We start from the raw sequence: 24,260 nt of genomic DNA, 5'->3' as shown, positions 1-24,260 counted from the left end.
GTTCGGAGCTCTCCCGGTCAGCGGCCCTGCAGGTTGGCCGAACTGGTCCGGGCCGTGCCGAGCTTCTTGTAGAGACGGCCCCCGGGGCAATCGGTTGCGAAACCGTCGCGGTGACCGGAGATGACGTTGAGCCTGGCCTTCGCACCCTTCTTGTACTTGCCGCTGCCGCCCGAGACGAGCGTGACCTTCGCCTTGGGGTTGCGGCCGAACAGACCGAGCTTCCAGGCGGTGAGCTTGGCGATCGCGGTCACCGAGGCGGCGGGCGGATTCTTCGAGCTGTACGTTCCGAGTACCGCGATGCCCATGCTGTTGGAGTTGAAACCGAGGGTGTGTGCCCCGAGGACGGCCTTCGTCACGCCTCCTGCGCGTCCTTCGTAGATGTTTCCGCACTTGTCGACGGCGAAGTTGTAGCCGAAGTCGCGCCAGCCACTGCTCTTGACGTGGTAGCGGTAGATACTGCGCAGGACCGAGGGCGCCTGGGCACAGGTGTAGTTGTTGCCGGTGGCGCTGTGGTGGATGAAGGCGGCCTTGACGGTCGTGGTGTACGCGAAGCTGCGCTCCCGAAGGCTCTCGTCGGCGCCCCAGCCCTTGCGCGTGACGATGCGGGGGCGTGGTCCCACGAACGGCTTGGCGCCCGCTGCCACGACGGCCTGTTCCTCGGACTCGGCCTTGCTGAGGGCGGCGATCTCGGTGGCGCCGAGCGGGGCGAGGTCGGCGTTCACGGCGGAACTCTCGGCCGCCGCCACGGTGAGGGCGCCGGTGGCCGGCAGCGCACCGGGCTGGGGGGACGTTACGGGCGTGGCGGTGCCGGTGCCCGGGGTGCCCGCGGCGGGTGGCTGCTGGGGGTCGTCGCCCGGGTCGACGAGTTCCACCCGTAGCCCTTCGGGGAGCGGTGCCGACCCGCCGGCCCTGTTCTGCGCGGCCTCGGCACGTACGCGTACCTGGACGCCGTCCGAGTCACCGACCCAGAGCGGGGCCGTGGAACCGCGGACCGTGGCGGACTCGCGCTCGGCGCTCCCGGTATCGGCTCCGTGGTCGGCGTTGTGTGTCTCGAGTCCCTGCCAGCCGGTCCAGCGCGCGGTGGCGGTCGAGCGGGTGCGGACCTGGACGGTTCCGTGGAGTTCGGCGTCGGCGTCGTCCCAGACCACGCCGACGAGGGAGAAGCGGTGGGCGTTGCGCTGACCCAGCCCCTGGGCCGAGTCGGGGGACAGTGACCTGGAGTCGGTGGATTCACCGGTGGCCCGTGAGGTCTCGCCGGTGAGCGGTCGCAGGGGCAGGGACTGCGTCGAGCCCGACGGTTCGGCAGCGGTCGCCCCGGCCGCCTGGGCGACCGGGGCAGAAACGGATGCGGCGGGCGCGGCGAGCGGCAGGGTGAGTGCCGCCGCGCAGGTGACGCCGATGGAGGTTGCAAGAAGTGCATGCATAAAGGAAATCCTGGGCAGAACCGGCATCTCCGGCTACTGGAGGGCCGCCGCTCCCACTTGACGGGCCGTCTGCCGATCCGGTGTATGCGGCACCCGTCGCACCCCGCCCCGTCCGTACCGGCCGCGTACCCTTGCGCGGATGAACGCCAGTGATCGCACCCCCGCCGACCTGCTGCGATCCGCGCTCGCCGCGGACCCGGCCCGCCCCCTGGTCACCTTCTACGACGACGCAACCGGAGAGCGCGTCGAACTGTCGGTGGCCACCTTCGCCAATTGGGTGGCCAAGACCGCCAATCTGCTGCAGGGAGACCTGGCCGCCGAACCGGGTGACCGGCTGGCACTGCTGCTCCCCGCCCACTGGCAGTCCGCGGTCTGGCTGCTCGCGTGCTCGTCGGTGGGCGTCGTCGCCGATGTCCAGGGCGACCCCGCCGCCGCCGATCTCGTCGTCAGCGGACCGGACACGCTGGACCGTGCGCGCGCCTGCCGCGGCGAGCGGGTCGCGCTGGCGCTGCGTCCCCTCGGCGGCCGTTTCCCGCAGCCGCCCGAGGGCTTCGCGGACTACGCGGTGGAGGTGCCTGGCCAGGGCGACCGCTTCTCCCCGTACGCACCCGTCGACCCCGCCGCGCCCGCCCTGGCCGTGGACGGCGTCGAACTGACGGCGGACCGGCTCGTCGCACGGGCCCGCGAGGACGCGGCGGAACTGGGCCTCACGCCGGGGTCGCGCCTGCTGACGGGACGTTCGTACGACACCTGGGGAGGACTCTCCGCCGGTCTCTTCGCCCCGCTGGCAACCGGGGGCTCCGTGGTCCTGTGCCGCCACCTCGGCCTGCTGGACGCGGACGGACTGGCCAAGCGCGTCGAGAGCGAGCGGGTCAGCGCCACCGCGGTATGACAAGCGCTCCGTGGGCCACCCGTCCGGCCCACGGCGGGCCGAGCCCCCGGGACTGAGCACCGGCTGCGGTACATGATCGGGCGGTACAGACCACTCCGTCTGGATGCACAACCAAGCGTGAGGTTCAGCCGTCTACTCCTGCGACCGGCGGCTCATCGCGCCGCCGAACGTGAAGGATGGACACTGACGTGACCGACAGCTCCGGACCCCCTGCCGACCCGGACCGCCCGGACCGCCCGGACTCCTCGGCCGAGGACGGGGCGAAGGAAGGGTCGCAGGACGATTCCGGGGCAACCCCGCAGGACGACTCACCCGCCCCTGACGGTCACACCGGGAGCGACAGGGGCGACGGCGGTGACGACGGGATCCGGACCTGGGCGGACCGGCCCAAGGGCGGAGTCCCCGGGCACCGGCGGCACTGGCTCCGCTGGACCGCTCTCGCCGCCTCGTTCCTCGTGCTGGTCGCCGCCGGGGTCGGCTGGTGGCTGTACAAGAAGCTCGACGGCAACATCACGACGGACACGAGCGCCGCCGCCGAACTCAAGGCGTACGAGAAGGAGCGCCCCACCGCGATCGCGATGGACGCGCAGAACATCCTGCTCATCGGCTCGGACACCCGGTCGGGCGACAACCGCAAATACGGCCGGGACGACGGCGGCAGTCAGCGCTCGGACACCACGATCCTCCTGCACCTCGCGGCCGACCGTAAGAGCGCCACCGCGGTGTCCATCCCGCGTGACCTGATGGTCGACATCCCGAGCTGTCACCCCGCGGGCGGCAAGGCCACCAGGAAGCAGTTCGCCCAGTTCAACTGGGCCTTCGAACTCGGCGGCACCGCCTGCACGATCCGCACCGTCGAGAACATGACGGGCATTCGCGTCGACCACCACATGGTCATCGACTTCAGCGGCTTCAAGGACATGGTCGACGCCGTGGACGGTGTCGAGGTCTGCCTCAAGGAGCCGGTCAAGGACGACGACGCCCATCTCGAGCTCCCCGCGGGACGCCAGGAGCTCGACGGCGAGCAGGCGCTGGGGTACGTACGGGCCCGCAAGTCGATCGGCGACGGCAGCGACACCGAGCGGATGGACCGCCAGCAGAAGTTCCTCGGGGCCCTCGTGAACAAGATGCAGAGCAACGGCGTCCTGCTCAACCCGACGAGGCTGTACCCGGTGCTGGACGCGGCGACGAAGTCGCTCACCACCGACCCGGGGCTGGACTCGCTCAGGGACCTGTACGACCTGGTGCGCGGGATGCGGAACGTACCCACGGAGAAGGTGCAGTTCCTGACCGTGCCCCGGCAGCCCTACCGCGCGGACCGGAACCGGGACGAGCTCGTCCAGCCGGACGCCGACCGGCTGTTCGAGCAGTTGCGCAAGGACGAGCCCGTCGCCGTGGTCCCCGCCGACGAGAACAATGCGGGGAATTCACAGCCGACTCACAGTTCCGAGAAGGACCCCACCGACGAGAAGCCCGGCGGTACGGACGGGAGTCCGACCCCCGCCCCCACCTATTCGGGGTCGAATGCCGCGGACGACCCGTGCGACCAGTAAAGCAATGGCCAAGCAATGGGCGGCAATCGGAGTGGAATAGGAAGAATGCCCGGTTATACGAGGGGTGGAATATGTCACGCACGCCGCCCATGGCCGAATCGGCCGGATAGTGTGACGCGATCCGGTGCCGTCGGCCCCAAGGCCGCGCACTGCTGGAGCGACAGACCGAGCGCCCTGTCGGGGGAGGCGCCTCGCGTGGCACCGACGGAGGATTCAGGAAACCGTGGACGCGCATAGCCGTGGGCGGGCGGACGAAATCGACGCCGCCGACCAATGGGTGCTCAACCTGCAGACCGGCAATTACGAATTGCGACTGAACCACTCCGGAACAGAGTCGTCCGGCACATCCCGTACGTCGGACCCCTATGGCTCCGACAACAGGAACGAGCCTCTCCGCGAGTTGCCCCGACAGCGGATCCGCCGCTCCGCACGGAGCGGGCACACCCAGGAGCAGCCGCCGGTGCCGGCCGGGCGCCGTAAGCGCACGCCCCCGAAGGCACGGCGGAGGAAGGCCCTGCTGTGGACCGGCGGCGTGATGGCCTTCGTGATCGTCGCCGGATCGGCGGGGGCGTACGCCCTCTACCAGAAGTTCAACGGCAACCTCGACACCGTCGACGTCGGTGACGCGGGCAGCAAGAGCGTCGCCGCCGACGGGCCGCTCAACATACTGATCATCGGCACCGACAAGCGCACCGGCAGCGGCAACGAGGGCTACGGCGACAAGGGCAGCACCGGCCACGCCGACACCAACATCCTCTTCCACGTCTCCGCGGACCGCACCAACGCCACGGCGATGAGTATCCCCCGGGACCTGATGACGGACATCCCGGAGTGCACCACCCAGCAGCCGGACGGTTCGGAGAAGGTCATACCCGGCTCGCGTAACGTCCGGTTCAACGTCAGCCTCGGCCAGGAAGGGCGCGATCCGGGCTGCACGATGCGTACGGTCAAGAAGATCACCGGCCTCTCCGTCGACCACTTCATGATGGTCGATTTCAATGCGGTCAAGGAGCTGTCCACGGCCGTCGGCGGGGTCAAGGTCTGCCTGGCCAAGGCGGTCAAGGACCCCGACTCGCACCTGGACCTGCCTGCCGGTGAGTCCACCGTCGAGGGCGAACAGGCACTGGCCTTCGTCCGCACCCGGCACAGTTTCGGCAATCAGAGCGACCTCGACCGGATCAAGGTGCAGCAGCAGTTCATCGGCTCGATGATCCGGCAGATGAAGTCCGACGACACGCTGACGAGCCCCGGCAAGCTCTTCGGCCTCGCGGACGCGGCGACCAAGGCGCTCACCGTCGACTCCGGCATCGGGTCGATCAAGAAGCTGACGTCGCTCGCGCAGGAACTCGGCAGGATCGACACCAGGAACATCACCTTCGTCACGCTGCCGGTGATCGACAACCCGGCCGAGCCGACGCCCATCACCGTGGTCGTGGAACCGCGGAAGTCGGAGCAGCTCTTCGCGATGATGCGCTCCGACACCTCCCTGACCGAGGTGAAGCAGAAGGAGACGGCGGCCAGGAGCGAGCAGGAAGCGGTACTCAAGGGCGCCAAGGCCGATCCGGCCGACATACGCGTCGACGTCCTCAACGGCGGCAGCATCGCCGGTGCGGCGGACGCGACGGCCACCTGGCTGCAGGCCGAGCAGGGCGTGCCCGAGGCCACGAACAAGGCGAACGCCCCGGCGAAGATCGACACGACGACGCTGGCGTACGCGCCCGACCAGGCGGACCAGGCCCGCGCCCTGGCGGCGATCATGGGGCTGCCCGCCACGGCGCTCAAGCAGGGAGCAGCCGACGTCGAAGGACTTCAGGCGATGGTGCTGACCCTGGGAGCCGACTTCAAGGGCACGGGGGTGCCCGTCACCGGCCCGGCCGAGGCACCGGAGGACATTCAGAAGGCAAGCGCCGACAAGGCAGAGTGCGCGAAGTGACGACGGGTCGTCGCGCCACAGCGAAAGTCTGAGCAGCAGGGGGGTCCTGGTGGGACGGAGCAGCACGCCTGGAGAGGGGACGCGGTCGCGCGTCCGTCACGAGGGCCCGGTCGACGGTGTCCTCGGTAGCGGCGACATGGAGGACGGCGGAGCAAGGGACGGTCGCGGCGGGCGGGAACGGTCCGCCCCGCCGGAGGGCGGGCACCGCCAAGGCGGGCCGAACCGCCGTTCCAGACGGTCCGGCAAACGCGGAAAACGGCGCGTTCTGCGCTGGGTCGCGTCCGTTCTCGCCCTGCTGATACTCGGCACCGGCGGAGCCGGATACGTCTACTACAAGCACCTCAACGGCAACATCAAAAAAGAGGACCTGACCCTCGGCGACAAGGACATGGCCGACCACAAGGCCAACGCCGCCGGGCAGACCCCGCTGAACATCCTGATCATCGGGTCCGACGCCCGCGACTCCGAGGCCAACCAGAAGCTCGGCGGCGCCAAGGAGACCTTCGGGGGCACACCGCTCGCCGACGTGCAGATGCTGCTGCACCTCTCCGCGGACCGCAGCAACATCTCGGTCGTGAGCATGCCGCGCGACACCATGCTGAAGATGCCCAAGTGCACCGACCCGAAAACCGACAAGGTGTACCCGGCCAGCACGAAGCCCGTCCAGACGAACGAGAGCCTCGGCCGCGGCGGGCCCGGGTGCACGGTGGCCACCTGGTACGAGCTCACCGGCATCACCATCGACCACTTCATGATGATCGACTTCGCGGGCGTGGTCTCGATGGCCGACGCGATCGGCGGCGTCCCGGTCTGTGTCGACGCCAACGTCCACTCGCACGGCAGGGACGGCAAGGGCTCCGGGCTGAAGCTGGAGGAGGGCACCACCGCCGTCAAGGGCAAGCAGGCCCTGCAGTGGCTGCGCACCCGCTACGGCTTCGAGGACAACACGGACCTCGGCCGTGCCAAGGCCCAGCACCAGTACCTGAACTCGATGGTGCGCGAGCTGCGCAAGGGCACCAAGCTCACCGACCCCGGAAAGCTGATGGGGCTCGCCGAGGCGGCCACCACCGCGCTGACGGTCGACAAGGGCCTGGACACGGTCAAGAAGCTGTACGACCTGGCGGAGGAGCTGAAGAAGGCCCCGACCGACCGCATCACCATGACGACCATGCCGAACGTCTACGGGACGGGCAATCTCGCCGGCCGGGTGTTCCCCAAGGCCGGCGAGGCCGAGCAGGTGTTCCGGATGGTCCGTGAGGACATCCCGCTGGACGGCAAGGCGTCCAAGCGCAAGACACCTGTCACCAAGGACGTCGCCGCGCCCGTCGCGGAGATCCCGGTCAGCGTGCGCAACGCGACCAGCACGGACGGTCTCGGTCCGGCACAGGGCCGTGCGACCACGGTCAAGAACCTACTCACGGACGCGGGCTTCGCCAAGGCCTCGATCGACTCGCAGAACGTCGCGGCGGCCGGCCGGACCGGCGTCCTCTACCCCAGCGCGGACATGGAGGGCGACGCCCAGGCGGTCGCCAAGGCTCTCGGCATCCCGGTGTCCCAGGTACAGAAGTCGGCCGATGTCTCGGGCATCGTGCTGGCCGTGGGTGCCGACTGGCGCGAGGACGGGGCCTACCCGGCCAAGGCCGTCGACGAGAAGACGCCGGAGTCGGCGAACGCGCTCAACGGTTCGAACGAGGAGGCGTGCATGCACGTCAACCCGAACTACACCTTCTGACGTCCGCACACAGGAAGGGGCCCCGCCGGGAGACGGCGGGGCCCCTTCCTTGCGTACGGCTGTCAGACCGTCTGTTCCCGCACCGCCGGGCGGCGGCTCGCGATGACCCTCTTCGCGAGCGACCGCGGGCTGGTCAGGAAGCCGTATCCCCACGACATGTGCATGGTGGCCAGCGCCACCGGGATCTGCGCCCGCGCCTTGAGCGGCAGGCCCTTTCCGGCGGGCAGCGAGCCGGCGACGATCGCCGCGACGTACCCGGCCGGCACGGCGAACGCCCACGGGGTGACCGCGGCACCGACGACGATGCCGGCCGCGATCGCGCAGACGGCGGTCGGCGGGGCCAGGTAGCGCAGGTTGATCGAGCCGGCGTGGTAGCGGGCCACGACGTGGCGCCAGCGGCCGTACTCCTTGTACTGCTTGGAGAGGGCGCGGATGCTGGGCCGGGGGCGGTACTGCACCTTCAGCTCCGGCGAGAACCAGATCTGACCGCCGGCCTCGCGGATGCGGAAGTTCAGCTCCCAGTCCTGGGCGCGGATGAACTCCACGTTGTAGCCGTCGGCCCGCTCCAGGGCCTCGCGGCGGAAGACCCCCAGGTACACGGTCTCGGCGGGGCCCGCCTGGCCGCCGGTGTGGAAGGCCGCGTTGCCGACGCCGATCTTCGACGTCATCGCGGCGGCGACGGCGTCCTCCCAGGCGTTCTCGCCCTCGGCGTGCATGATGCCGCCGACGTTCTGCGCGCCGGTCTCCTCCAGGAGGCGGACCGCGGTCGCAATGTAGTCCGGGGAGAGCATGCCGTGGCCGTCGACCCGCACCACGATCGGGTGACGTGAGGCCTTGATCGCGGCGTTCAGCGCGGCGGGGGTGCGGCCCGTCGGGTTCGGCACGGTGTGGACCCTGGAGTCCTCCCGTACCAGCTCAGCGGCGATCTCGTCCGTACGGTCGGTCGAGGGACCGAGGGCGATCACCACCTCCATCTCACCGGCGTACTCCTGCTCCAGGATGTGCCGGACCGAGTTCCTGAGATGGCGTTCCTCATTGAGCACCGGCATGATCACGGAGACGGCGGGGTACTGCGCGGCAGACATGTGGTCCTCAGGGGTCCTCGGGGGGGGCCGGGGGTTCCGGGGGCTCTCGCACCCCGGGATGCGGCGTGATTCGGCCGCCACGTTACCGCGAATGGGGGACACCGGCGCGCGCCGCCGGGTCTCCTCCCGGTCTGCAGATCGTATGGGCCTACCGTGCGAAAGTCCCACTCGCACCGCGGAGGTGTCCCCCGTGCCCACGCCGCACCGATCGCCCCGTCCACCGCACCCCCGCGCCGCTCCCACCCAGCGCAGAACCGCTCGGAAGCCCGGAGCGGGCACCAGGCACCGGCCCCGGACCGGCAACCGGAAGGGGCCGCCCCGCTGGGGCATGCGGGTGGCCACCGGGCTGTCCGTGCTGGTGCTCTGCGCCGGCGGGATCGGCCACGCCGTGGTGAGCAGCCTGGAGACGGGGATCGACCGGGTCGACCCGTTCAAGGACATGAAGAACCGGCCCCAGGGCAGCCACGGCATGAACTTCCTGCTCGTCGGCACCGACGGCCGGGAGAAGATCACCAAGGCGGTGAGGAACAAGTACCGGCTGGGCGGGGCGCCCTGTCACTGCACCGACACCCTCATGCTCGTCCACCTCTCGGCCGACAAGCGGCGGGCGAGCGTCGTCAGTCTGCCCCGCGACAGCTACGCCGAGATCCCGGCCCACACCGACCGGACCACCGGCAAGGAGCACTCCGCCCACCCGGTGAAGCTCAACGCCGCCTACGCGGAAGGCGGCCCGCAGCTGACCGTGCGCACCGTCGAGGGCATGACCGGCATCAAGATCGACCACTACATGGAGGTCGACTTCACCAGCTTCATGGAGACGGTCGACACCCTGGGCGGGGTACAGATCTGCACCGCCAAGCCGCTCAAGGACTCCTACACGGGCCTGAACCTGGCCGCGGGCACCCACAGGCTGGACGGCGGCAAGGCCCTGCAGTACGTACGTTCCCGGCACATCGACGGGGCCGCCGACCTGAGCCGGATGCAGCGCCAGCAGAAGTTCATGGCCGCGCTGGTCAAGCAGACCACCAGCAGCGGTGTGCTGACGAACCCCGTGAAGTTCCAGCAGGTCGTCTCGTCGATGCTCGGATCCGTCCGCGCCGACAAGGGATTCGGCACGGAGCAGATGCTGGAGCTCGGCAGGGCGATGCGTGGCCTCACCCCGGCCTCGTCGGAGTTCGCCTCCGTACCGATCAAGGACGGTGGTTACCCCGTCAAGGGCATCGGCTCCACGGTGAAGTGGGACACGAAGAAGTCGAAGAAGCTGTTCCGGGCACTGCGCGAGGACAAGCCGCTCGCCCCCCACCTGCCGAAGCAGCCCAAGGCGACGATCGTCGGCGTGGCCCCCGAACAGATCCGGGTGCAGGTCTACAACGGGACACCGAAGGACGGGCTCGGCCAGAAGGTCGACGCGGCGCTGCGCGGCACCGGTTTCAACACCACCCGCTCCCCGCTGAACGGCGGCCCGCGCAACCTCAAGCGGACCGTGGTCAGCTACGACCCCCGGTGGGACCGGTCGGCGAAAGCCCTGGCGGCGGCACTGCCCGGGTGCGAGCTGAAGGCCGTGAAGGGGCAGGGCGGGACGATGAAGGTGAAGGCGGGATCCGACTTCACGAAGGTCCAGCGGGTCAAGGCCGAGGCCCCGCAGCGGGGCGAGTTCGGCACGGTGACGGGCGACCAGGTGGTCTGCCCGTGACGTTCCCCCGGGGCGCGGGGTGCCGGTCCGCGACCGGCGCCCCTCCTTCGTGTACGGGCACGACCGGCGCCCCTCCTTCGTGTACGGGCCTCAGTCGTCGATGCCCTCGGCGGCGCGCCGCTCCCGCAGCTCCTTGATCGCGCGGCGCCGGGCGAGGCGGTGCGTACGCCGGATCTGGGCCTCCTGGTAGCGCCGCTTGTCGCGCTCCGTCTCCGGGACCACCTCGGGTACGCGGCGCGGCTTGCCGTCCTCGTCGACCGCCGCGAACACCAGATAGGCGCTCCCGACCTGCTGGGCCGGGGTCGACTCGTTCCACCGCTCGGCCAGGACGCGGACTCCGACCTCCATCGAGGAGCGGCCGGTCCAGTTCACCTGCGCACGGACGTGAACGAGGTCACCGACGCGGACCGGCTCCAGGAAGACCATCTCGTCCATCGAAGCCGTCACGGCCGGGCCACCGGAGTGCCGGCCGGCGACCGCACCCGCGGCGTCGTCGACCAGTTTCATGATCACACCGCCGTGCACCGTACCCAGGAGATTGGTGTCGCTGCCGGTCATGATGTGGCTGAGGGTGGTCCGGGAGGCCGCGGTCGGCTTGGCCGGAATCTCGCCCTCCGGTGGCTGGTCCTGATCTGTCATGCCCTCCACCTTATGCGGGGGCTTGCCCCCGGTTGCATTGCATCAGCTTCGCAACAGCCGTGGTCCGATTTCCGGTACACCCTGTAATACGTGCGGGCCGGGACGGCACACTGTTCCGCATGAACGATTGGCCCGAAGGACGGAACGGCGGACCCGGCGAGCGCTATGGGCAGGGCAGCGCGAACCCGCAGCCCGAGAGCGCCCGCGCCATGCCGCACGTCCGGCGGCGTCCCGCTCCGCCGCAGGGCGCACCGCAGGCCCCGCCCCGGATCCCCCCGCAGGGACAGGGATACGCCGGCGACGGTTACGACAGCGGCTACAACACGGGCCAGGTCTACGGCGGCGGCGGCGACGGCGGCGGACAGGGCGGCGGCGGGTACGGCAGCGGCGGCGGTGACCGCGGCTACGTACAGGGCCGCCCCATGCCCAACTGGGGCCGGCGCATCAAGGTCGGCACACTGACCCTCGTGGTCGCGCTGCTCGTCGTCTCCATCGGCACGTACTTCTGGGCCGACGGCAAGCTCAAGCGCGAGGTCGACCTCTCCAAGGTCATCGACCGCCCCTCCGAGGGCGACGGCACGAACTACCTGATCGTCGGCTCCGACAGCCGCGAGGGCATGACGGCCGAGGACAAGAAGAAGCTGCACACCGGCTCCGCCGAGGGCAAGCGCACCGACTCGATGATGATCCTGCACGACGGCTCCAACGGCCCGACGCTGATCTCCCTGCCCCGTGACTCGAACGTCGAGATCCCGACCTTCGTCGGCTCGGAGTCCGGTAAGACCTTCAAGGGCACGGGCCGCACGGTGAAGCTGAACGCCGCGTACGCGGAGGACGGCCCGGAGCTGCTGGTCCGCACGGTCGAGTTCAACACCGGGCTGCGCATCGACCACTACGTCGAGATCGGCTTCGGCGGCTTCGCCAAGATCGTGGACGCGATCGGCGGCGTGGAGCTGGACATCCCCAAGGCCTTCAAGGACAAGAAGTCCGGCGCCGACTTCCAGGCGGGCAAGCAGACGCTGAACGGCGAACAGTCACTCGCCTTCGTCCGCACCCGGTACGCGTTCGCGGGCAGCGACCTGGACCGTACGAAGAACCAGCAGAAGTTCCTCGCGGCGCTGGCCTCCCAGACGGCGACGCCTTCCACGATCCTCAACCCGTTCAAGCTGTACCCGACGATGGGCGCCGGCCTGGACACGCTGATCGTCGACAAGGACATGTCGCTCTGGTCGCTGGGCCAGATGTTCTTCGCGATGAAGGGCGTCACCGGCGGCGAGGGCACGTCGATGAACATCCCGATCTCGGGCAGCACCGGCGGCAACCTGGTCTGGGACAAGGCCAAGGTCAAGCAGCTCGTCGAGCAGCTGAAGAACGACGAGAAGGTCACGGTCAGGGGCAACTGACCGCAGGCGCACGCGAAAGGTCCGGACGGTTCTCCGTCCGGACCTTTTCGCGTGCGGTGCGTACCGAGAGCAAGCGGTTACGGCAGGTTGCGGGCCATGACGATGCGCTGGACCTGGTTCGTGCCTTCGTAGATCTGCGTGATCTTCGCGTCACGCATCATCCGCTCCACCGGGTAGTCCCGCGTGTAGCCGTAGCCGCCGAGCAGCTGGACGGCGTCCGTGGTGACCTCCATGGCGACGTCCGAGGCGAAGCACTTGGCCGCGGCACCGAAGAAGGTGAGGTCGCCGTCGAGGCGCTCGGACTTGGCCGCCGCCGCGTAGGTGAGCTGGCGGGCCGCCTCCAGCTTCATCGCCATGTCGGCGAGCATGAACTGGATGCCCTGGAAGTCGCCGATCGGCTTGCCGAACTGCTTGCGCTCCTGGACGTAGCCCTTGGCGTAGTCGAGGGCGCCCTGCGCGATGCCGAGCGCCTGGGCCGCGATCGTGATGCGGGTGTGGTCCAGGGTCTTCATCGCCGTGGCGAAGCCGGTGCCCTCCTCGCCGATCATGCGGTCGGCGGGGATACGGACGTTGTCGAGGTAGACCTCACGCGTCGGGGAGCCCTTGATGCCGAGCTTCTTCTCCGGGGCGCCGAAGGAGACACCCTCGTCCGACTTCTCGACGACGAACGCCGAGATGCCCTTGGAGCGCTTGGTCGGGTCGGTGACGGCCATGACCGTGTAGTAGTCGGAGACGCCCGCGTTGGTGATCCAGCGCTTCACACCGTTGAGGACCCAGAAGTCGCCGTCGCGGACGGCCTTGGTCTTCATGCCCGCCGCGTCGGAGCCGGCGTCCGGCTCGGACAGGGCGTACGAGAACATCGCGTCGCCCTTGGCGAGCGGGCCCAGGTACTTCTTCTTGAGGTCCTCGGAGCCGGAGAGGATCACCGGGAGCGAGCCGAGCTTGTTCACGGCCGGGATGAGGGAGGAGGACGCGCAGGCGCGGGCCACCTCCTCGATCACGATGACCGTGGCGAGCGCGTCGGCGCCCGCGCCGCCGTACTCCTCCGGGACGTGGACCGCGTGGAGGTCGGAGGCGACCAGGGCGTCCAGGGCCTCCTGGGGGAAGCGGGCCTCCTCGTCCACCTCGGCGGCGAACGGAGCGATCTTCGCCTCGGCGAGCGAACGGATCGTCTCGCGGAGCATGTCGTGCTCCTCGGCCGGACGGTAGAGGTCGAAGTCGGTGGAACCCGCCAAGACGTTCACTCCCCAAGGATGCTAACTACTGTTAAGTAACCCAATTTTAGTGGCCAGGGCTCGGCCCGGCATACGGGCGGGGCACGTGAGCTTGCCGACAGCCGCAAAACGAGGTTCCGGCAGGCCCGGTTATGCTCGGCTCCGCACGTCTGTCCGCATCGTTCAGGAGCACCCCATGGCCCTCAGGATCACCGTGATCGGCACCGGCTATCTCGGCGCCACCCATGCCGCGGCCATGGCTGAGCTGGGCTTCGAAGTCCTCGGACTCGATGTCGTGCCGGAGAAGATCGAGATGCTCTCGGCGGGCAGGGTGCCGATGTACGAGCCGGGGCTCGAGGAGATCCTGCAGAAGCACGTCGCGGGCATCGAGGGCTCCAGCGGCCGGCTCCGGTTCACCACCTCCTGGGAGGAGGTCGGCGCCTTCGGCGACGTGCACTTCGTCTGCGTGAACACTCCGCAGAAGCACGGCGAGTACGCGTGCGACATGAGTTACGTGGACAGCGCCTTCGAGTCCCTGGCCCCGCAGCTGACGCGGCCCGCGCTGGTGGTCGGGAAGTCCACCGTCCCGGTGGGTTCCGCCGCCCGGCTGGCCGCACGGCTGGCCGAGCTGTCGCCGGTGGGCACGGATGCGGAGCTGGCCTGGAACCCGGAGTTCCTGCGCGAGGGCTTCGCCGTGAACGACACCCTGCACCCGGACCGGATCGTCGTCGGGGTGGAGAGCGAGCGGGCCGAGAAGCTGCTGCGCGAGGTGTACGCGGGGCCGGTCGGAGAGGGTTCGCCTTTCGTGGTGACGGACTTCCCCACCGCCGAACTGGTGAAGACCTCGGCGAACTCGTTCCTGGCGACCAAGATCTCCTTCATCAACGCGATGGCGGAGGTCTGCGAGGCCGCCGACGGCGATGTGGTGAAGCTGGCCGAGGCGATCGGCCACGACGAGCGGATCGGGAAGAAGTTCCTGCGGGCCGGGATCGGGTTCGGCGGGGGCTGTCTGCCGAAGGACATCCGGGCGTTCATGGCGCGCGCCGGTGAGCTGGGCGCGGACCAGGCGCTGACGTTCCTGCGCGAGGTCGACTCCATCAACATGCGCCGTCGCGGGCACATGGTGGAGCTCGCCCTCGAGGCGGTGGGCGGGGGTTCGTTCCTCGGGCAGCGCGTCGCGGTGCTCGGCGCGACGTTCAAGCCGGACTCGGACGACGTACGGGACTCGCCGGCCCTGAACGTGGCCGGGCAGATCCATCTGCAGGGCGGCCAGGTCACGGTCTTCGACCCGAAGGGCATGGACAACGCCCGGCGGCTCTTCCCCACCCTCGCCTACGCGGACACCGCACTGGACGCGGTGCGCGGCGCGGATGTGGTGCTGCACCTGACGGAGTGGCGCGAGTTCCGCGAGCTGGACCCGGTGGCACTGGGCGAGGTCGCGGGGCGCCGGATCATCCTGGACGGCCGCAATGCGCTGGACCCGGCGGTGTGGCGTGAGGCGGGGTGGACCTACCGCGCCATGGGCCGGCCGAAGGCCTAGGGTCTTTCGTTCGGATCAGGCCGGATCAGGGAGCGGGGTCCGGTGCGTGCCGCCGCAAGGCGGAGGAGGGAGCCCACGCGATGGGGTCTCCCCTGCTCGAGCGAAGCCGAGAGTTCGGGGAAGTCGGCGACTGACGACAACGCCGGAGGGGGTCCCCCCTGGCCCTTGAGGCCTTGGGGGAGCGCGTGCCGGACCCCGCGAGCCCGACATGATGCAAACGAAAGACCCTAGCCCCCGACGGGCCCGATGCGGCCCGCCCGGCATTCGGTGCGGCTACACCGCAGGGCCGTCCAGCTCGTCGATCGTGGCGTGGGAGGGACCGCGCCGTGCGCCGAGGTCACGGGAGACCGCTTCCGCGTCCCGCAGGACCCGTACGGCGTTCTGCCAGGTCAGCTTGGCGAGGTCGGTGTCCGACCAGCCCCGGGTGAGCAGCTCGGCGATCAGGTTCGGGTAGCCGGAGACGTCCTCCAGGCCCGCGGGCAGGAACGCCGTGCCGTCGTAGTCGCCGCCGATGCCGACGTGGTCGATCCCGGCGATCTCACGCATGTGGTCCAGGTGGTCGGCGATCGTCGACACGGTGGCCACCGGGCGCGGGTGGACCGCCTCGAAGTCCGCGTGGATCCGCATCGCCGCCGCGGTCGTGTCCAGGTGGTGCAGGCCGTGCTCGCGCATGTTGCGGTCGGCGGCGAGCGTCCAGGCTACGGCTGCGGGCAGGACGAACTTCGGCACGAAGGTCGCCATGGCCACTCCGCCGTTGGCCGCGAGCATCCGCAGCACGTCGTCGGGGATGTTGCGCGGGTGGTCACAGACGGCCCGGGCGGAGGAGTGCGAGAAGATCACCGGCGCGACGGAGGTGGCGAGCGTGTCGCGCATCGTGGTCGCCGCCACGTGCGAGAGGTCGACGAGCATGCCGATGCGGTTCATTTCCCGTACGACCTCGCGGCCGAACTCCGACAGGCCGCCGACCTGAGCGGAGTCGGTCGCCGAGTCCGCCCAGTCGGTGTTGTCGTTGTGCGTCAGCGTCATGTAGCGGACGCCGAGGGTGTGCAGGGCGCGCAGGGTGCCCAGGGAGTTGTTGATGGAGTGGCCGCCCTCGGCGCCCATCAGGGACGCGATGCGCCCCTCGGCGCGGGCCTTCTCCATGTCGTCGGCGGTCAGGGCGCGCCGCAGGTCCGCCGGGTGGCGTTCCAGCAGCTCGGCGACCACGTCGATCTGCTCCAGCGTGGCGCTGACCGCGTCGTCACCGGTCAGGCGGGTGGAGACGTAGACGGACCAGAACTGGGCGCCGACGCCGCCGGCCCGCAGGCGCGGGATGTCGGTGTGCAGGGCACCGGTCTGGTCGGTGGCGATGTCGCGGGCGTCCAGGTCGTAGCCGACCTGCTCGCGCAGGGCCCAGGGGAGGTCGTTGTGGCCGTCGACGACGGGGTTCTCGGCGAGGAGCAGCCGGGCGCGGTCCAGGTTGTCCATGGGGCGCCTACTTCCCGAAGCCGAAGGAGTCCGAGCCCTCGACCTTGGCCCGGAGGCGCTTGCCCTTCTCCGTCGCCTGGTCGTTCAGGTCCTGCTGGAAGTCCTTCATCCGCGCCAGCAGCTCGCTGTCGTGGGCGGCGAGGATCCGGGCCGCGAGCAGCCCCGCGTTGCGTGCGCCGCCGACCGAGACGGTGGCGACGGGGACTCCGGCCGGCATCTGCACGATGGAGAGCAGGCTGTCCATGCCGTCCAGGTACTTCAGCGGGACGGGAACCCCGATGACGGGCAGCGGGGTCACGGAGGCGAGCATGCCGGGCAGGTGGGCCGCTCCCCCGGCGCCCGCGATGATCGCCTTCAGGCCGCGGTCCGCCGCCTGCTCGCCGTACGCGACCATCTCCCGCGGCATGCGGTGGGCGGAGACGACGTCGACCTCGTAGGGGATCTCGAACTCGTCGAGTACCTTCGCGGCCGCTTCCATGACGGGCCAGTCGGAGTCCGAGCCCATGACGATGCCGATGACAGGGGCGGTACCGGGGGAAGTCATTCGGTGATTGTTCCTCGCAGGTAGTCGGCCGCGTGCCGGGCGCGCTCCCGCACGTCCGCCAGGTCGTCGCCGTAGGTGTTGACGTGACCGACCTTGCGGCCGGGCTTCACGTCCTTGCCGTACATGTGGATCTTGAGCTGCGGGTCGCGGGCCATGCAGTGCAGGTACGCCTGGTACATGTCCGGGTAGTCGCCGCCCAGGACGTTGCACATGACCGTCCAGGTGGCGCGCGGGCGCGGGTCGCCGAGCGGGAGGTCGAGGACGGCCCGCACGTGGTTGGCGAACTGGGAGGTGATCGCGCCGTCCTGGGTCCAGTGCCCGGAGTTGTGCGGGCGCATCGCCAGTTCGTTCACGAGGATGCGGCCGTCGCGGGTCTCGAACAGCTCGACCGCAAGGTGGCCGACCACACCGAGCTCCGAGGCGATCCGCAGCGCGAGCTGCTGGGCCTCACCGGCCAGCCGCTCGTCCAGCTCGGGGGCCGGGGCGATGACGGTGTCGCAGACGCCGTCGACCTGGATGGACTCGACGACCGGGTAGGCGACGGCCTGGCCGTGCGGCGAGCGGACGATGTTGGCCGCCAGCTCCCGTACGAAGTCGACCTTCTCCTCGGCCAGGACGGGGACACCGGCGCGGAACGGCTCGGCGGCGTCCGCCTCGGAGCGGACCACCCACACGCCCTTGCCGTCGTAGCCGCCGCGGACCGTCTTGAGGATGACGGGGAAGCCCCCGGCCTCCTCGGCGAACGCCGCGGCGTCCGCCGGGTCGCTCACGAGACGGTGGCGGGGGCAGGGCGCACCGATCTCCGTGAGCTTCGCGCGCATCACCCCCTTGTCCTGGGCGTGCACCAGCGCATCGGGGCCGGGGCGGACGGGAATGCCGTCCGCCTCCAGGGCCCGCAGATGCTCGGTCGGCACATGCTCGTGATCGAAGGTGATCACGTCGCAGCCGCGCGCGAAGGCGCGCAGCGTCTCCAGGTCGCGATAGTCGCCGACGACGACTTCGCTCACCACCTGGGCTGCCGAATCCTGAGGGGTGTCACTGAGGAGCTTGAACTTGAGGCCGAGGGGGATGCCCGCCTCGTGGGTCATACGGGCGAGCTGACCGCCGCCGACCATGCCGACTACCGGGAACGTCACGCGTCCAGGGTATCCGGCGCGCCGGGGCTTCCCTCCACCCTCTCCGGTCACAGGCCCCCGTCACAGCCTCGCCACACCTCACCGGCGGCACGCAGGCATCACACGGGAGGGCTGGTTAGCATGGCCGGGTTGGCGAAACCGAACGGATGGGGCTGAGCGATCATCATGAGCGAACGGGGCGCACTGCGGGCCCGGCTTGATCTGCTTGCCCGGGAGGTGGCCAAGTTCGGCGCGGTCGGCGCTCTGGGCCTGGTGGTCAACATCGCGGTCTTCAACCTGGTCCGGCACACCACGGACCTCCAGGTGGTCCGGGCCAGTGTCCTGGCAACGTTCGTCGCCATCCTCTTCAACTACGTCGGTTTCCGTTACTGGACGTACCGGGACCGCGACAAATCCGGCCGGACCCGGGAGCTGATGCTCTTCCTGCTGTTCAGCGCCGCGGGTGCGGTGATCGAGAACGGCGTGCTGTACGCCGCGACGTACGGCTTCGGGTGGAACGGTCCGGTGCAGAGCAACGTCTTCAAGATCGTCGGCATCGGCGTCGCCACCCTGTTCCGCTTCTGGTCGTACCGCACCTGGGTGTTCAAGGCGCTGCCCGTCGAGGAGGCCGTGCCGAACGCGGAACGATTTCTGGAGCAGCGACGAGCCGCCGGCGAAGTAGCGCCCGATCCCGTACACCCCTGAGGCGCTCAACGCACCGGGCGTTCCCGTTCCTTGCGGTCCGGTGCGATCCGGCTGAGGAAGAGGGCGAAGACCGGGGGCTGCTGCTGGAGCAGTTCGAGCCGGCCGCCGTCGGCCTCCGCGAGGTCACGGGCGACGGCGAGGCCGATCCCGGTGGAATTGCGGCCGCTGATGGTCCGCTCGAAGATCCGCGCCCCGAGGTCGGCGGGGACGCCCGGGCCCTCGTCCGTCACCTCGACGACGACCTGGTTTCCGGTGACACGGGTGCGCAGCGCCACCGTGCCGCCGCCGTGCATCAGTGAGTTCTCGATGAGTGCGGCGAGCACCTGGGCGACCGCACCGGGAGTGCCGACCGCCTTCAGTCCGTGCTTGCCCGAGCAGACGACGGCGCGGCCCGCGCTGCGGTAGGCCGGGCGCCACTCCTCGAGCTGCTGCTTGACGACCTCGTCGAGATCGAAGGAGACCGCGGAGCCCGTGCGCGCGTCACGGGCGTTGGTCAGCAGCCGTTCCACCACGTCCGTGAGCCGCTCGACCTGGGTGAGCGCGATGCTCGCCTCCTCCTTCACCGTGTCCGGGTCGTCGGTGACGGAGATCTCCTCGATCCGCATCGAGAGCGCGGTCAGCGGGGTGCGCAGCTGGTGCGAGGCGTCCGCGGCGAGGCGTCGTTCCGCGGTCAGCATCCGGGCGATCCGCTCGGCGGAGGCGTCCAGGACGTCGGCGACCCGGTCCAGCTCCGTCACCCCGTACCGCTTGTGCCGGGGACGCGGGTCGCCGGAACCGAGGCGTTCGGCGGTCTCGGCGAGGTCGGTGAGCGGCGAGGTCAGCCGGTTGGCCTGGCGTACGGCGAGGAGTACGGCCGAGATGATCGCGAGGAGCGCCACCGCGCCGATGATGAGCAGGGTCCGGCCGACCTCACGGGTGACGGCGGAGCGGGACTCCTCGACGGTGACCTTCTCGCCCTGCTCGCCCGTCTCCGTACTGCGGATGACGCTGCCTTCGGGGCGCTCGCCGACCTCGATGGGGGGCCGCCCCGGGATCTCGACCCGTGCGTAACGGCTGGGGTCGACCTGTTCGGACAGTACGGCCGGGGTGATGCGCTCCTCGCCGAGCAGCCGGCTCTCGACGACGCTGATCAGCCGGAGCGCCTCGGAGTCGACGCTCTCCTGGGCGCTGTTGCTGATGGTGCGGGTCTCGACGATGACGAGGGAGACGCCGAAGACGGCAATCACCACGAGCACCACGGCGAGCGTGGAGTTGATCAGTCGACGGCGCATGAGTGTTTCTGTACGTCAGCTCTTCTCGAAGCGGAAGCCGACGCCCCGGACGGTCGCGATGTAACGGGGATTGGCGGCGTCGTCACCGAGCTTCTTGCGGAGCCAGGAGATGTGCATGTCGAGGGTCTTCGTGGAGGACCACCAGGTGGTGTCCCAGACCTCGCGCATCAGCTGGTCGCGGGTGACGACCCGGCCGGCGTCCCGGACGAGGACGCGGAGCAGGTCGAACTCCTTGGCCGTGAGCTGGAGTTCCTCCTCGCCCATCCAGGCCCGGTGCGACTCGACGTCGATCCTGACCCCGTGGGTGGCGGGCTGCGGGGCGGCCTCGGTGGCGCCGCGGCGCAGCAGGGCGCGGACCCGGGCGAGGAGCTCGGCGAGACGGAACGGCTTGGTGACGTAGTCGTCGGCCCCGGCGTCCAGGCCGACCACGGTGTCCACCTCGTCGGCCCGCGCGGTCAGCACGAGGATCGGCACGGCGTGGCCGTCGGCGCGCAGCCGCCGCGCGACCTCCAGGCCGTCCATCCCGGGGAGTCCCAGGTCGAGCACGACCAGGTCGACACCGCCCTGGAGTCCGGCGTCGAGTGCGGTCGGGCCGTCCTCGCGGACCTCGACCTCGTAACCCTCTCGACGCAGGGCACGGGCCAGAGGCTCCGAGATGGATGCGTCGTCCTCGGCGAGCAGTACACGGGTCATGCAGTGATGGTAGTCCGCACAAGGCGTCCGAGGTGAGGTGCTGGTGGAGACCTGCGGGACAGGGTCACGAATCGGTCATCCTCCTTTGAATGTGCGACTCTGGTTCCACCGCAACCTGTGATCCATGTCTCAAGTCCTTTCATATCCCCGTGTGTCGTGTCGTATGGTGGCTCGACGCCTGTTGCACTACAGAAGGACCTTTGGGCAGCGTTTCGCGCCAAGGGTCACTTTTATGTGCGGGCCGGTTCATACCGGCCCTGATCAGTGAATGACCTGTGAGCCGGGCCCGGAGTGCGAATACGCGCACCGGGTGTGGATCCCGGTGCGGTCGGTCCCCCGACTCCGCCCCGTCTCCCCGTGGAGCCGGCGGCCGGATCGAATCCCCTTGAGGCGTCGGGGGTGGGGCGCGGCCGTACCGGTGCCGGCTACCCCCCACCGGGCGCGTCACTCTCGCGAGGCACGCGTCCCGACCAGCAAGGATCGACCATGGCGTCCAGCCTGACGAAGGACTCGGCCAGTACTTCTGGTTCGGAGAAGACCTTCTTCGGCCACCCCCGCGGCCTGGCCACTCTCTTCATGACCGAGATGTGGGAGCGCTTCAGCTATTACGGCATGCGCGCCCTCCTCCCGCTCTACCTGATCGCTCCCAACGGGCTCGACATGGACCCGGGTACGGCCACCGCGATCTACTCGGTCTACCTGTCGTTGGTGTACCTGCTCGCCATGCCCGGCGGCTGGTTCGGCGACCGGGTCTGGGGCCCGCGCAAGACCGTCGCGATCGCCGGCGGCACGATCATGCTCGGCCACCTGACCCTGGCGCTGCCCTCCGAGGGCACGTTCTTCGCCGGTCTCGGCCTGGTGGCGATCGGCTCCGGCCTGCTGAAGTCCAACATCTCGACGATGGTCGGCCACCTCTACGACGGCCCGGACGACCCGCGCCGCGACGGTGGCTTCACCATCTTCTACATGGGCATCAACCTGGGTGCCTTCGCCGCACCGCTCGTCATCGGCACCATCGGCGAGAGCGTCAACTGGCACCTGGGCTTCGCCATCGCGGCGCTCGGCATGGGTCTGGGTGTCGCCCAGTTCCTGCTCGGCACGCGCCACCTGAACGAGCGCAGCCTGATCGTCCCGAAGCCGCTGAGCGCGGTCGAGCGTGCCTCGACCCTGCGCAAGGCCATGATCTGGATGGGCGTCGCGGCCGTCTTCTACATCGGCACGGTCGTCACCGGCGTCTACACGCTGAACTGGCTGCTGGTCCCGATCACGATCGCGGGTCTCGTCATTCCGGTGCTGGTCCTGACGCGCATCAAGCGCGACAAGGAGCTCAGCGACACCGAGCAGAAGAAGATGTCCGGCTACATCTGGTTCTTCGTGGCCGCCGCCATCTTCTGGATGATCTACGACCAGGGCGGTTCGACCCTGGCGATCTTCGCCGACTCCTCGGCCGAGAACTCGGTCCTCGGCTGGGACTTCCCGGTCTCCTGGTACCAGTCGGTCAACCCGGTCCTGATCATGGCGCTGGCCCCGGTCTTCGCCGCCTTCTGGATGGCGCTGAACCGGCGGGGCAAGGAGCCCAGCACGATCGTGAAGTTCAGCTCCGGTCTGGTACTGGTCGGTGCTTCGTTCTTCCTGTTCCTGCTGCCCCTGACCATCGCGGGTGACGGTCACAAGGCCGCGGCGATGTGGCTGGTCGCGATCTACTTCGTGCAGACCGTCGCCGAGCTGACGCTCTCCCCGGTCGGCCTCTCGGTCACCACGAAGATGGCTCCGGCCAAGTACGCCAGCCAGATGATGGGTGTCTGGTTCCTGGCGGTCACCGCCGGCGACTGCACCACCGGTCTGCTGTCCATCGCGGGTGTCGAACTCAACGGCACCGGGGTGGTGGCTCTCCAGGCCGCCCTCGCGGTGGCCGCGGGTGTCGCGATCTTCATGTACCGCGGCAAGGTCAAGACGCTCATGGGCGACGTCCGCTGACACGGACTCCCCCATGGCCGAGGGCCGTCGCACCGATCCGGTGCGGCGGCCCTCCGTCGTACCCGCCCGGAAGCAGGGACGTGCCCGCAGGTAATCGGCGTCGCGCCCGGCCGGGAAACGGCGTCGGTACCCGCCGGGAAACATCGTCGGCAACCGCCGGGAAACGACAAGGAGCGCGCCCGGCGGGCGCGCTCCTCTGCAACGGGGCGGGGAAGGGGGCTACGCGGGCGCCGCCAGCTCCGCCCACACGGTCTTGCCCGGTTCGTCCGGCGTACGCATGACGCCCCAGTCCAGACAGAGCCGCTGGACGATGAACATGCCGTGTCCGCCGGGCCGGCCCGCGCGGTGCGGGGTGCGCGGCGACGGCTGTCCCGCGCCCCGGTCGACGACCTCCACCCGCAGCACTTTGGGGGAGCAGGCGATACGGAGCTCCTCAGGACCGTCGGCGTGCAGACAGGCGTTCGTGACGAGCTCGGAGACGACGAGCAGGACGTCCTCGGCGGCGGCACGGCGATCGGCGCCGGACGCCGGGAGCCAGCCCCAGTCGTGCAGGGCCTGCCGGGCGAAGTCCCGGGCCATCGGCACAATGCCACTGGCCTGCTTCAGCGAAAGGGTTCGCCACTGCCGGTCCGCAGGTACGGCGGAGGCAGCGCCCTCGCCGTCCGGCTCGCGACCGAGGCCGCCCGGCGGATGCTGCCGGGTGGTGCTCATCAGCGCTTCACCTCACCGATTCACCGAGTTGCCATCGAACAGATACTGATCAGATACAGAGTGTGCCGGGCCGTGACCCCACCGGGGTGTCTCCTGCCCTGCCGAATCGTGACAACACCCACTTCGGCTGTGCCAACAGCGTGATGAGAGCGATACCCGGGGCCCACGGAACTGCAAAGGCGCATAAAAGGCCCGGTCAGGCGCCCAGAGCCTCTTCGAGTGAGGCGTGGACGGTGAAGACCGCCTCGGCCCCGGTGATCTCGAAGACGCGTGCGACCACGGGCAGCATGCCGGCCAGGTGGACCCCGCCCCCGGCCGCTTCGGCCTTCAGGCGGGCACCGAGCAGCACGTTGAGCCCTGTGGAGTCGCAGAACTCGAGCCCCGAGCAGTCGACCACCAGGCGCGCACGCCCCTGTTCGACCGCACTCTCCAGAGGTTCACGCAGCAGATCTGCGGTGTGGTGATCGAGCTCACCCACCGGCGTCACAACCTCGCTGCGGCCGTCCGTCCGGACGTCGACCTCAAGCCGACCCCGGTTCGCACTGCCGACCGTCCCGCGGTCCATGCCGTTCCTCTTCGCCGTCCGTCACTGTCCGCGTCACAGGAACGCGGTTGTCTGCGCGGCTGCCGCCGACGTGCGTAAAACATTACGCGTTTCCCTCGCCACAC

The 24,260-nt window shown here is 69.6% G+C and carries 20 protein-coding genes; 9 read left to right on the top strand and 11 right to left on the bottom strand.

Features of this window, described 5'->3' with window-relative positions; all coding sequences use genetic code 11:
* Positions 1–17: 17 nt before the first annotated feature.
* Positions 18–1,424, bottom strand: a complete 1,407-nt coding sequence (locus OG844_RS30910; RefSeq protein WP_406394709.1) for an N-acetylmuramoyl-L-alanine amidase — start codon at positions 1,422–1,424, stop codon at positions 18–20.
* Positions 1,425–1,563: 139 nt separating this feature from the next.
* Here OG844_RS30910 and OG844_RS30905 point away from each other — a divergent pair, with 139 nt between their 5' ends.
* From OG844_RS30905 to OG844_RS30890, 4 genes are all read left to right on the top strand, one after another.
* Complete coding sequence (locus OG844_RS30905; protein WP_406394708.1) at positions 1,564–2,316, top strand: TIGR03089 family protein; 753 nt, start codon at positions 1,564–1,566, stop codon at positions 2,314–2,316.
* A gap of 176 nt (positions 2,317–2,492) precedes the next feature.
* Positions 2,493–3,869 (top strand): LCP family protein, encoded by a 1,377-nt coding sequence (locus OG844_RS30900; protein WP_406394707.1) that lies wholly within the window; start codon positions 2,493–2,495, stop codon positions 3,867–3,869.
* Positions 3,870–4,092: 223 nt separating this feature from the next.
* Positions 4,093–5,802: an LCP family protein gene (locus tag OG844_RS30895; RefSeq protein ID WP_406394705.1), complete on the top strand. Its 1,710-nt coding sequence runs from the start codon at positions 4,093–4,095 to the stop codon at positions 5,800–5,802.
* Between the two features lie 49 nt (positions 5,803–5,851).
* Positions 5,852–7,534: an LCP family protein gene (locus OG844_RS30890; protein ID WP_406394704.1), complete on the top strand. Its 1,683-nt coding sequence runs from the start codon at positions 5,852–5,854 to the stop codon at positions 7,532–7,534.
* Between the two features lie 62 nt (positions 7,535–7,596).
* Here OG844_RS30890 and OG844_RS30885 read toward each other — a convergent pair whose 3' ends face one another.
* Entirely contained in the window at positions 7,597–8,619 is a 1,023-nt protein-coding gene (locus OG844_RS30885; protein WP_406394702.1) for a glycosyltransferase family 2 protein, read from the bottom strand.
* A 328-nt stretch (positions 8,620–8,947) separates the two neighbouring features.
* Between OG844_RS30885 and OG844_RS30880 the strand changes: the two genes are divergently transcribed.
* Positions 8,948–10,312: an LCP family protein gene (locus OG844_RS30880; RefSeq protein ID WP_406396331.1), complete on the top strand. Its 1,365-nt coding sequence runs from the start codon at positions 8,948–8,950 to the stop codon at positions 10,310–10,312.
* Between the two features lie 90 nt (positions 10,313–10,402).
* On the opposite strand, the gene OG844_RS30875 is transcribed toward OG844_RS30880, so the two are convergent.
* The gene (locus OG844_RS30875) at positions 10,403–10,951 is read right to left on the bottom strand and encodes an acyl-CoA thioesterase (protein WP_406394700.1); all 549 of its coding nucleotides are present in this window, start codon (positions 10,949–10,951) and stop codon (positions 10,403–10,405) included.
* 119 nt (positions 10,952–11,070) lie between these two features.
* On the opposite strand from OG844_RS30875, the gene OG844_RS30870 reads away from it, so the two are divergent.
* On the top strand, positions 11,071–12,354 hold the full coding sequence (locus tag OG844_RS30870) for an LCP family protein (protein WP_406394698.1): 1,284 nt from the start codon (positions 11,071–11,073) through the stop codon (positions 12,352–12,354).
* Between the two features lie 77 nt (positions 12,355–12,431).
* Here the strand turns inward: OG844_RS30870 and OG844_RS30865 are convergent, their stop codons facing one another.
* The gene (locus tag OG844_RS30865) at positions 12,432–13,589 is read right to left on the bottom strand and encodes an acyl-CoA dehydrogenase (protein WP_406396329.1); all 1,158 of its coding nucleotides are present in this window, start codon (positions 13,587–13,589) and stop codon (positions 12,432–12,434) included.
* A gap of 175 nt (positions 13,590–13,764) precedes the next feature.
* Between OG844_RS30865 and OG844_RS30860 the strand changes: the two genes are divergently transcribed.
* A complete protein-coding gene (locus tag OG844_RS30860) occupies positions 13,765–15,108 on the top strand; it encodes a UDP-glucose dehydrogenase family protein (protein WP_406394697.1) in 1,344 nt (447 codons plus the stop codon).
* Between the two features lie 273 nt (positions 15,109–15,381).
* Here OG844_RS30860 and OG844_RS30855 read toward each other — a convergent pair whose 3' ends face one another.
* From OG844_RS30855 to OG844_RS30845, 3 genes are read right to left on the bottom strand one after another with little or no spacing between them, the layout of a single operon-like run.
* On the bottom strand, positions 15,382–16,575 hold the full coding sequence (locus OG844_RS30855; protein WP_406394696.1) for a dipeptidase: 1,194 nt from the start codon (positions 16,573–16,575) through the stop codon (positions 15,382–15,384).
* A gap of 7 nt (positions 16,576–16,582) precedes the next feature.
* Positions 16,583–17,119 carry a 5-(carboxyamino)imidazole ribonucleotide mutase gene (purE, locus tag OG844_RS30850; protein WP_406394694.1) on the bottom strand — a complete coding sequence of 179 codons (537 nt, stop codon included), beginning with the start codon at positions 17,117–17,119 and terminating at the stop codon, positions 16,583–16,585.
* Positions 17,116–18,255 (bottom strand): 5-(carboxyamino)imidazole ribonucleotide synthase, encoded by a 1,140-nt coding sequence (locus OG844_RS30845; RefSeq protein WP_406394692.1) that lies wholly within the window; start codon positions 18,253–18,255, stop codon positions 17,116–17,118. Before OG844_RS30845 ends, purE begins: the two co-directional genes overlap by 4 nt.
* A gap of 165 nt (positions 18,256–18,420) precedes the next feature.
* On the opposite strand from OG844_RS30845, the gene OG844_RS30840 reads away from it, so the two are divergent.
* Positions 18,421–18,939, top strand: coding sequence for a GtrA family protein (locus tag OG844_RS30840; RefSeq protein WP_406394691.1), 519 nt, complete (start codon positions 18,421–18,423; stop codon positions 18,937–18,939).
* A 5-nt stretch (positions 18,940–18,944) separates the two neighbouring features.
* Here the strand turns inward: OG844_RS30840 and OG844_RS30835 are convergent, their stop codons facing one another.
* Positions 18,945–20,210, bottom strand: coding sequence for an ATP-binding protein (locus tag OG844_RS30835; RefSeq protein WP_406394689.1), 1,266 nt, complete (start codon positions 20,208–20,210; stop codon positions 18,945–18,947).
* 15 nt (positions 20,211–20,225) lie between these two features.
* Complete coding sequence (locus tag OG844_RS30830) at positions 20,226–20,903, bottom strand: response regulator transcription factor (RefSeq protein WP_406394687.1); 678 nt, start codon at positions 20,901–20,903, stop codon at positions 20,226–20,228.
* A 486-nt stretch (positions 20,904–21,389) separates the two neighbouring features.
* On the opposite strand from OG844_RS30830, the gene OG844_RS30825 reads away from it, so the two are divergent.
* Positions 21,390–22,880 (top strand): oligopeptide:H+ symporter, encoded by a 1,491-nt coding sequence (locus tag OG844_RS30825; RefSeq protein ID WP_406394685.1) that lies wholly within the window; start codon positions 21,390–21,392, stop codon positions 22,878–22,880.
* Positions 22,881–23,099: 219 nt separating this feature from the next.
* Here OG844_RS30825 and OG844_RS30820 read toward each other — a convergent pair whose 3' ends face one another.
* Both OG844_RS30820 and OG844_RS30815 read right to left on the bottom strand, forming a co-directional pair.
* Complete coding sequence (locus tag OG844_RS30820; RefSeq protein ID WP_406394684.1) at positions 23,100–23,591, bottom strand: ATP-binding protein; 492 nt, start codon at positions 23,589–23,591, stop codon at positions 23,100–23,102.
* Between the two features lie 196 nt (positions 23,592–23,787).
* The gene (locus OG844_RS30815; RefSeq protein ID WP_406394682.1) at positions 23,788–24,156 is read right to left on the bottom strand and encodes an STAS domain-containing protein; all 369 of its coding nucleotides are present in this window, start codon (positions 24,154–24,156) and stop codon (positions 23,788–23,790) included.
* Between the last annotated feature and the right edge of the window lie 104 nt (positions 24,157–24,260).

It is taken from the genome of Streptomyces sp. NBC_00887 (genome assembly GCF_045207585.1).
Note: the sequence above shows the minus strand (reverse complement) of the source record. Positions and strands in the feature narration are given on the sequence as shown.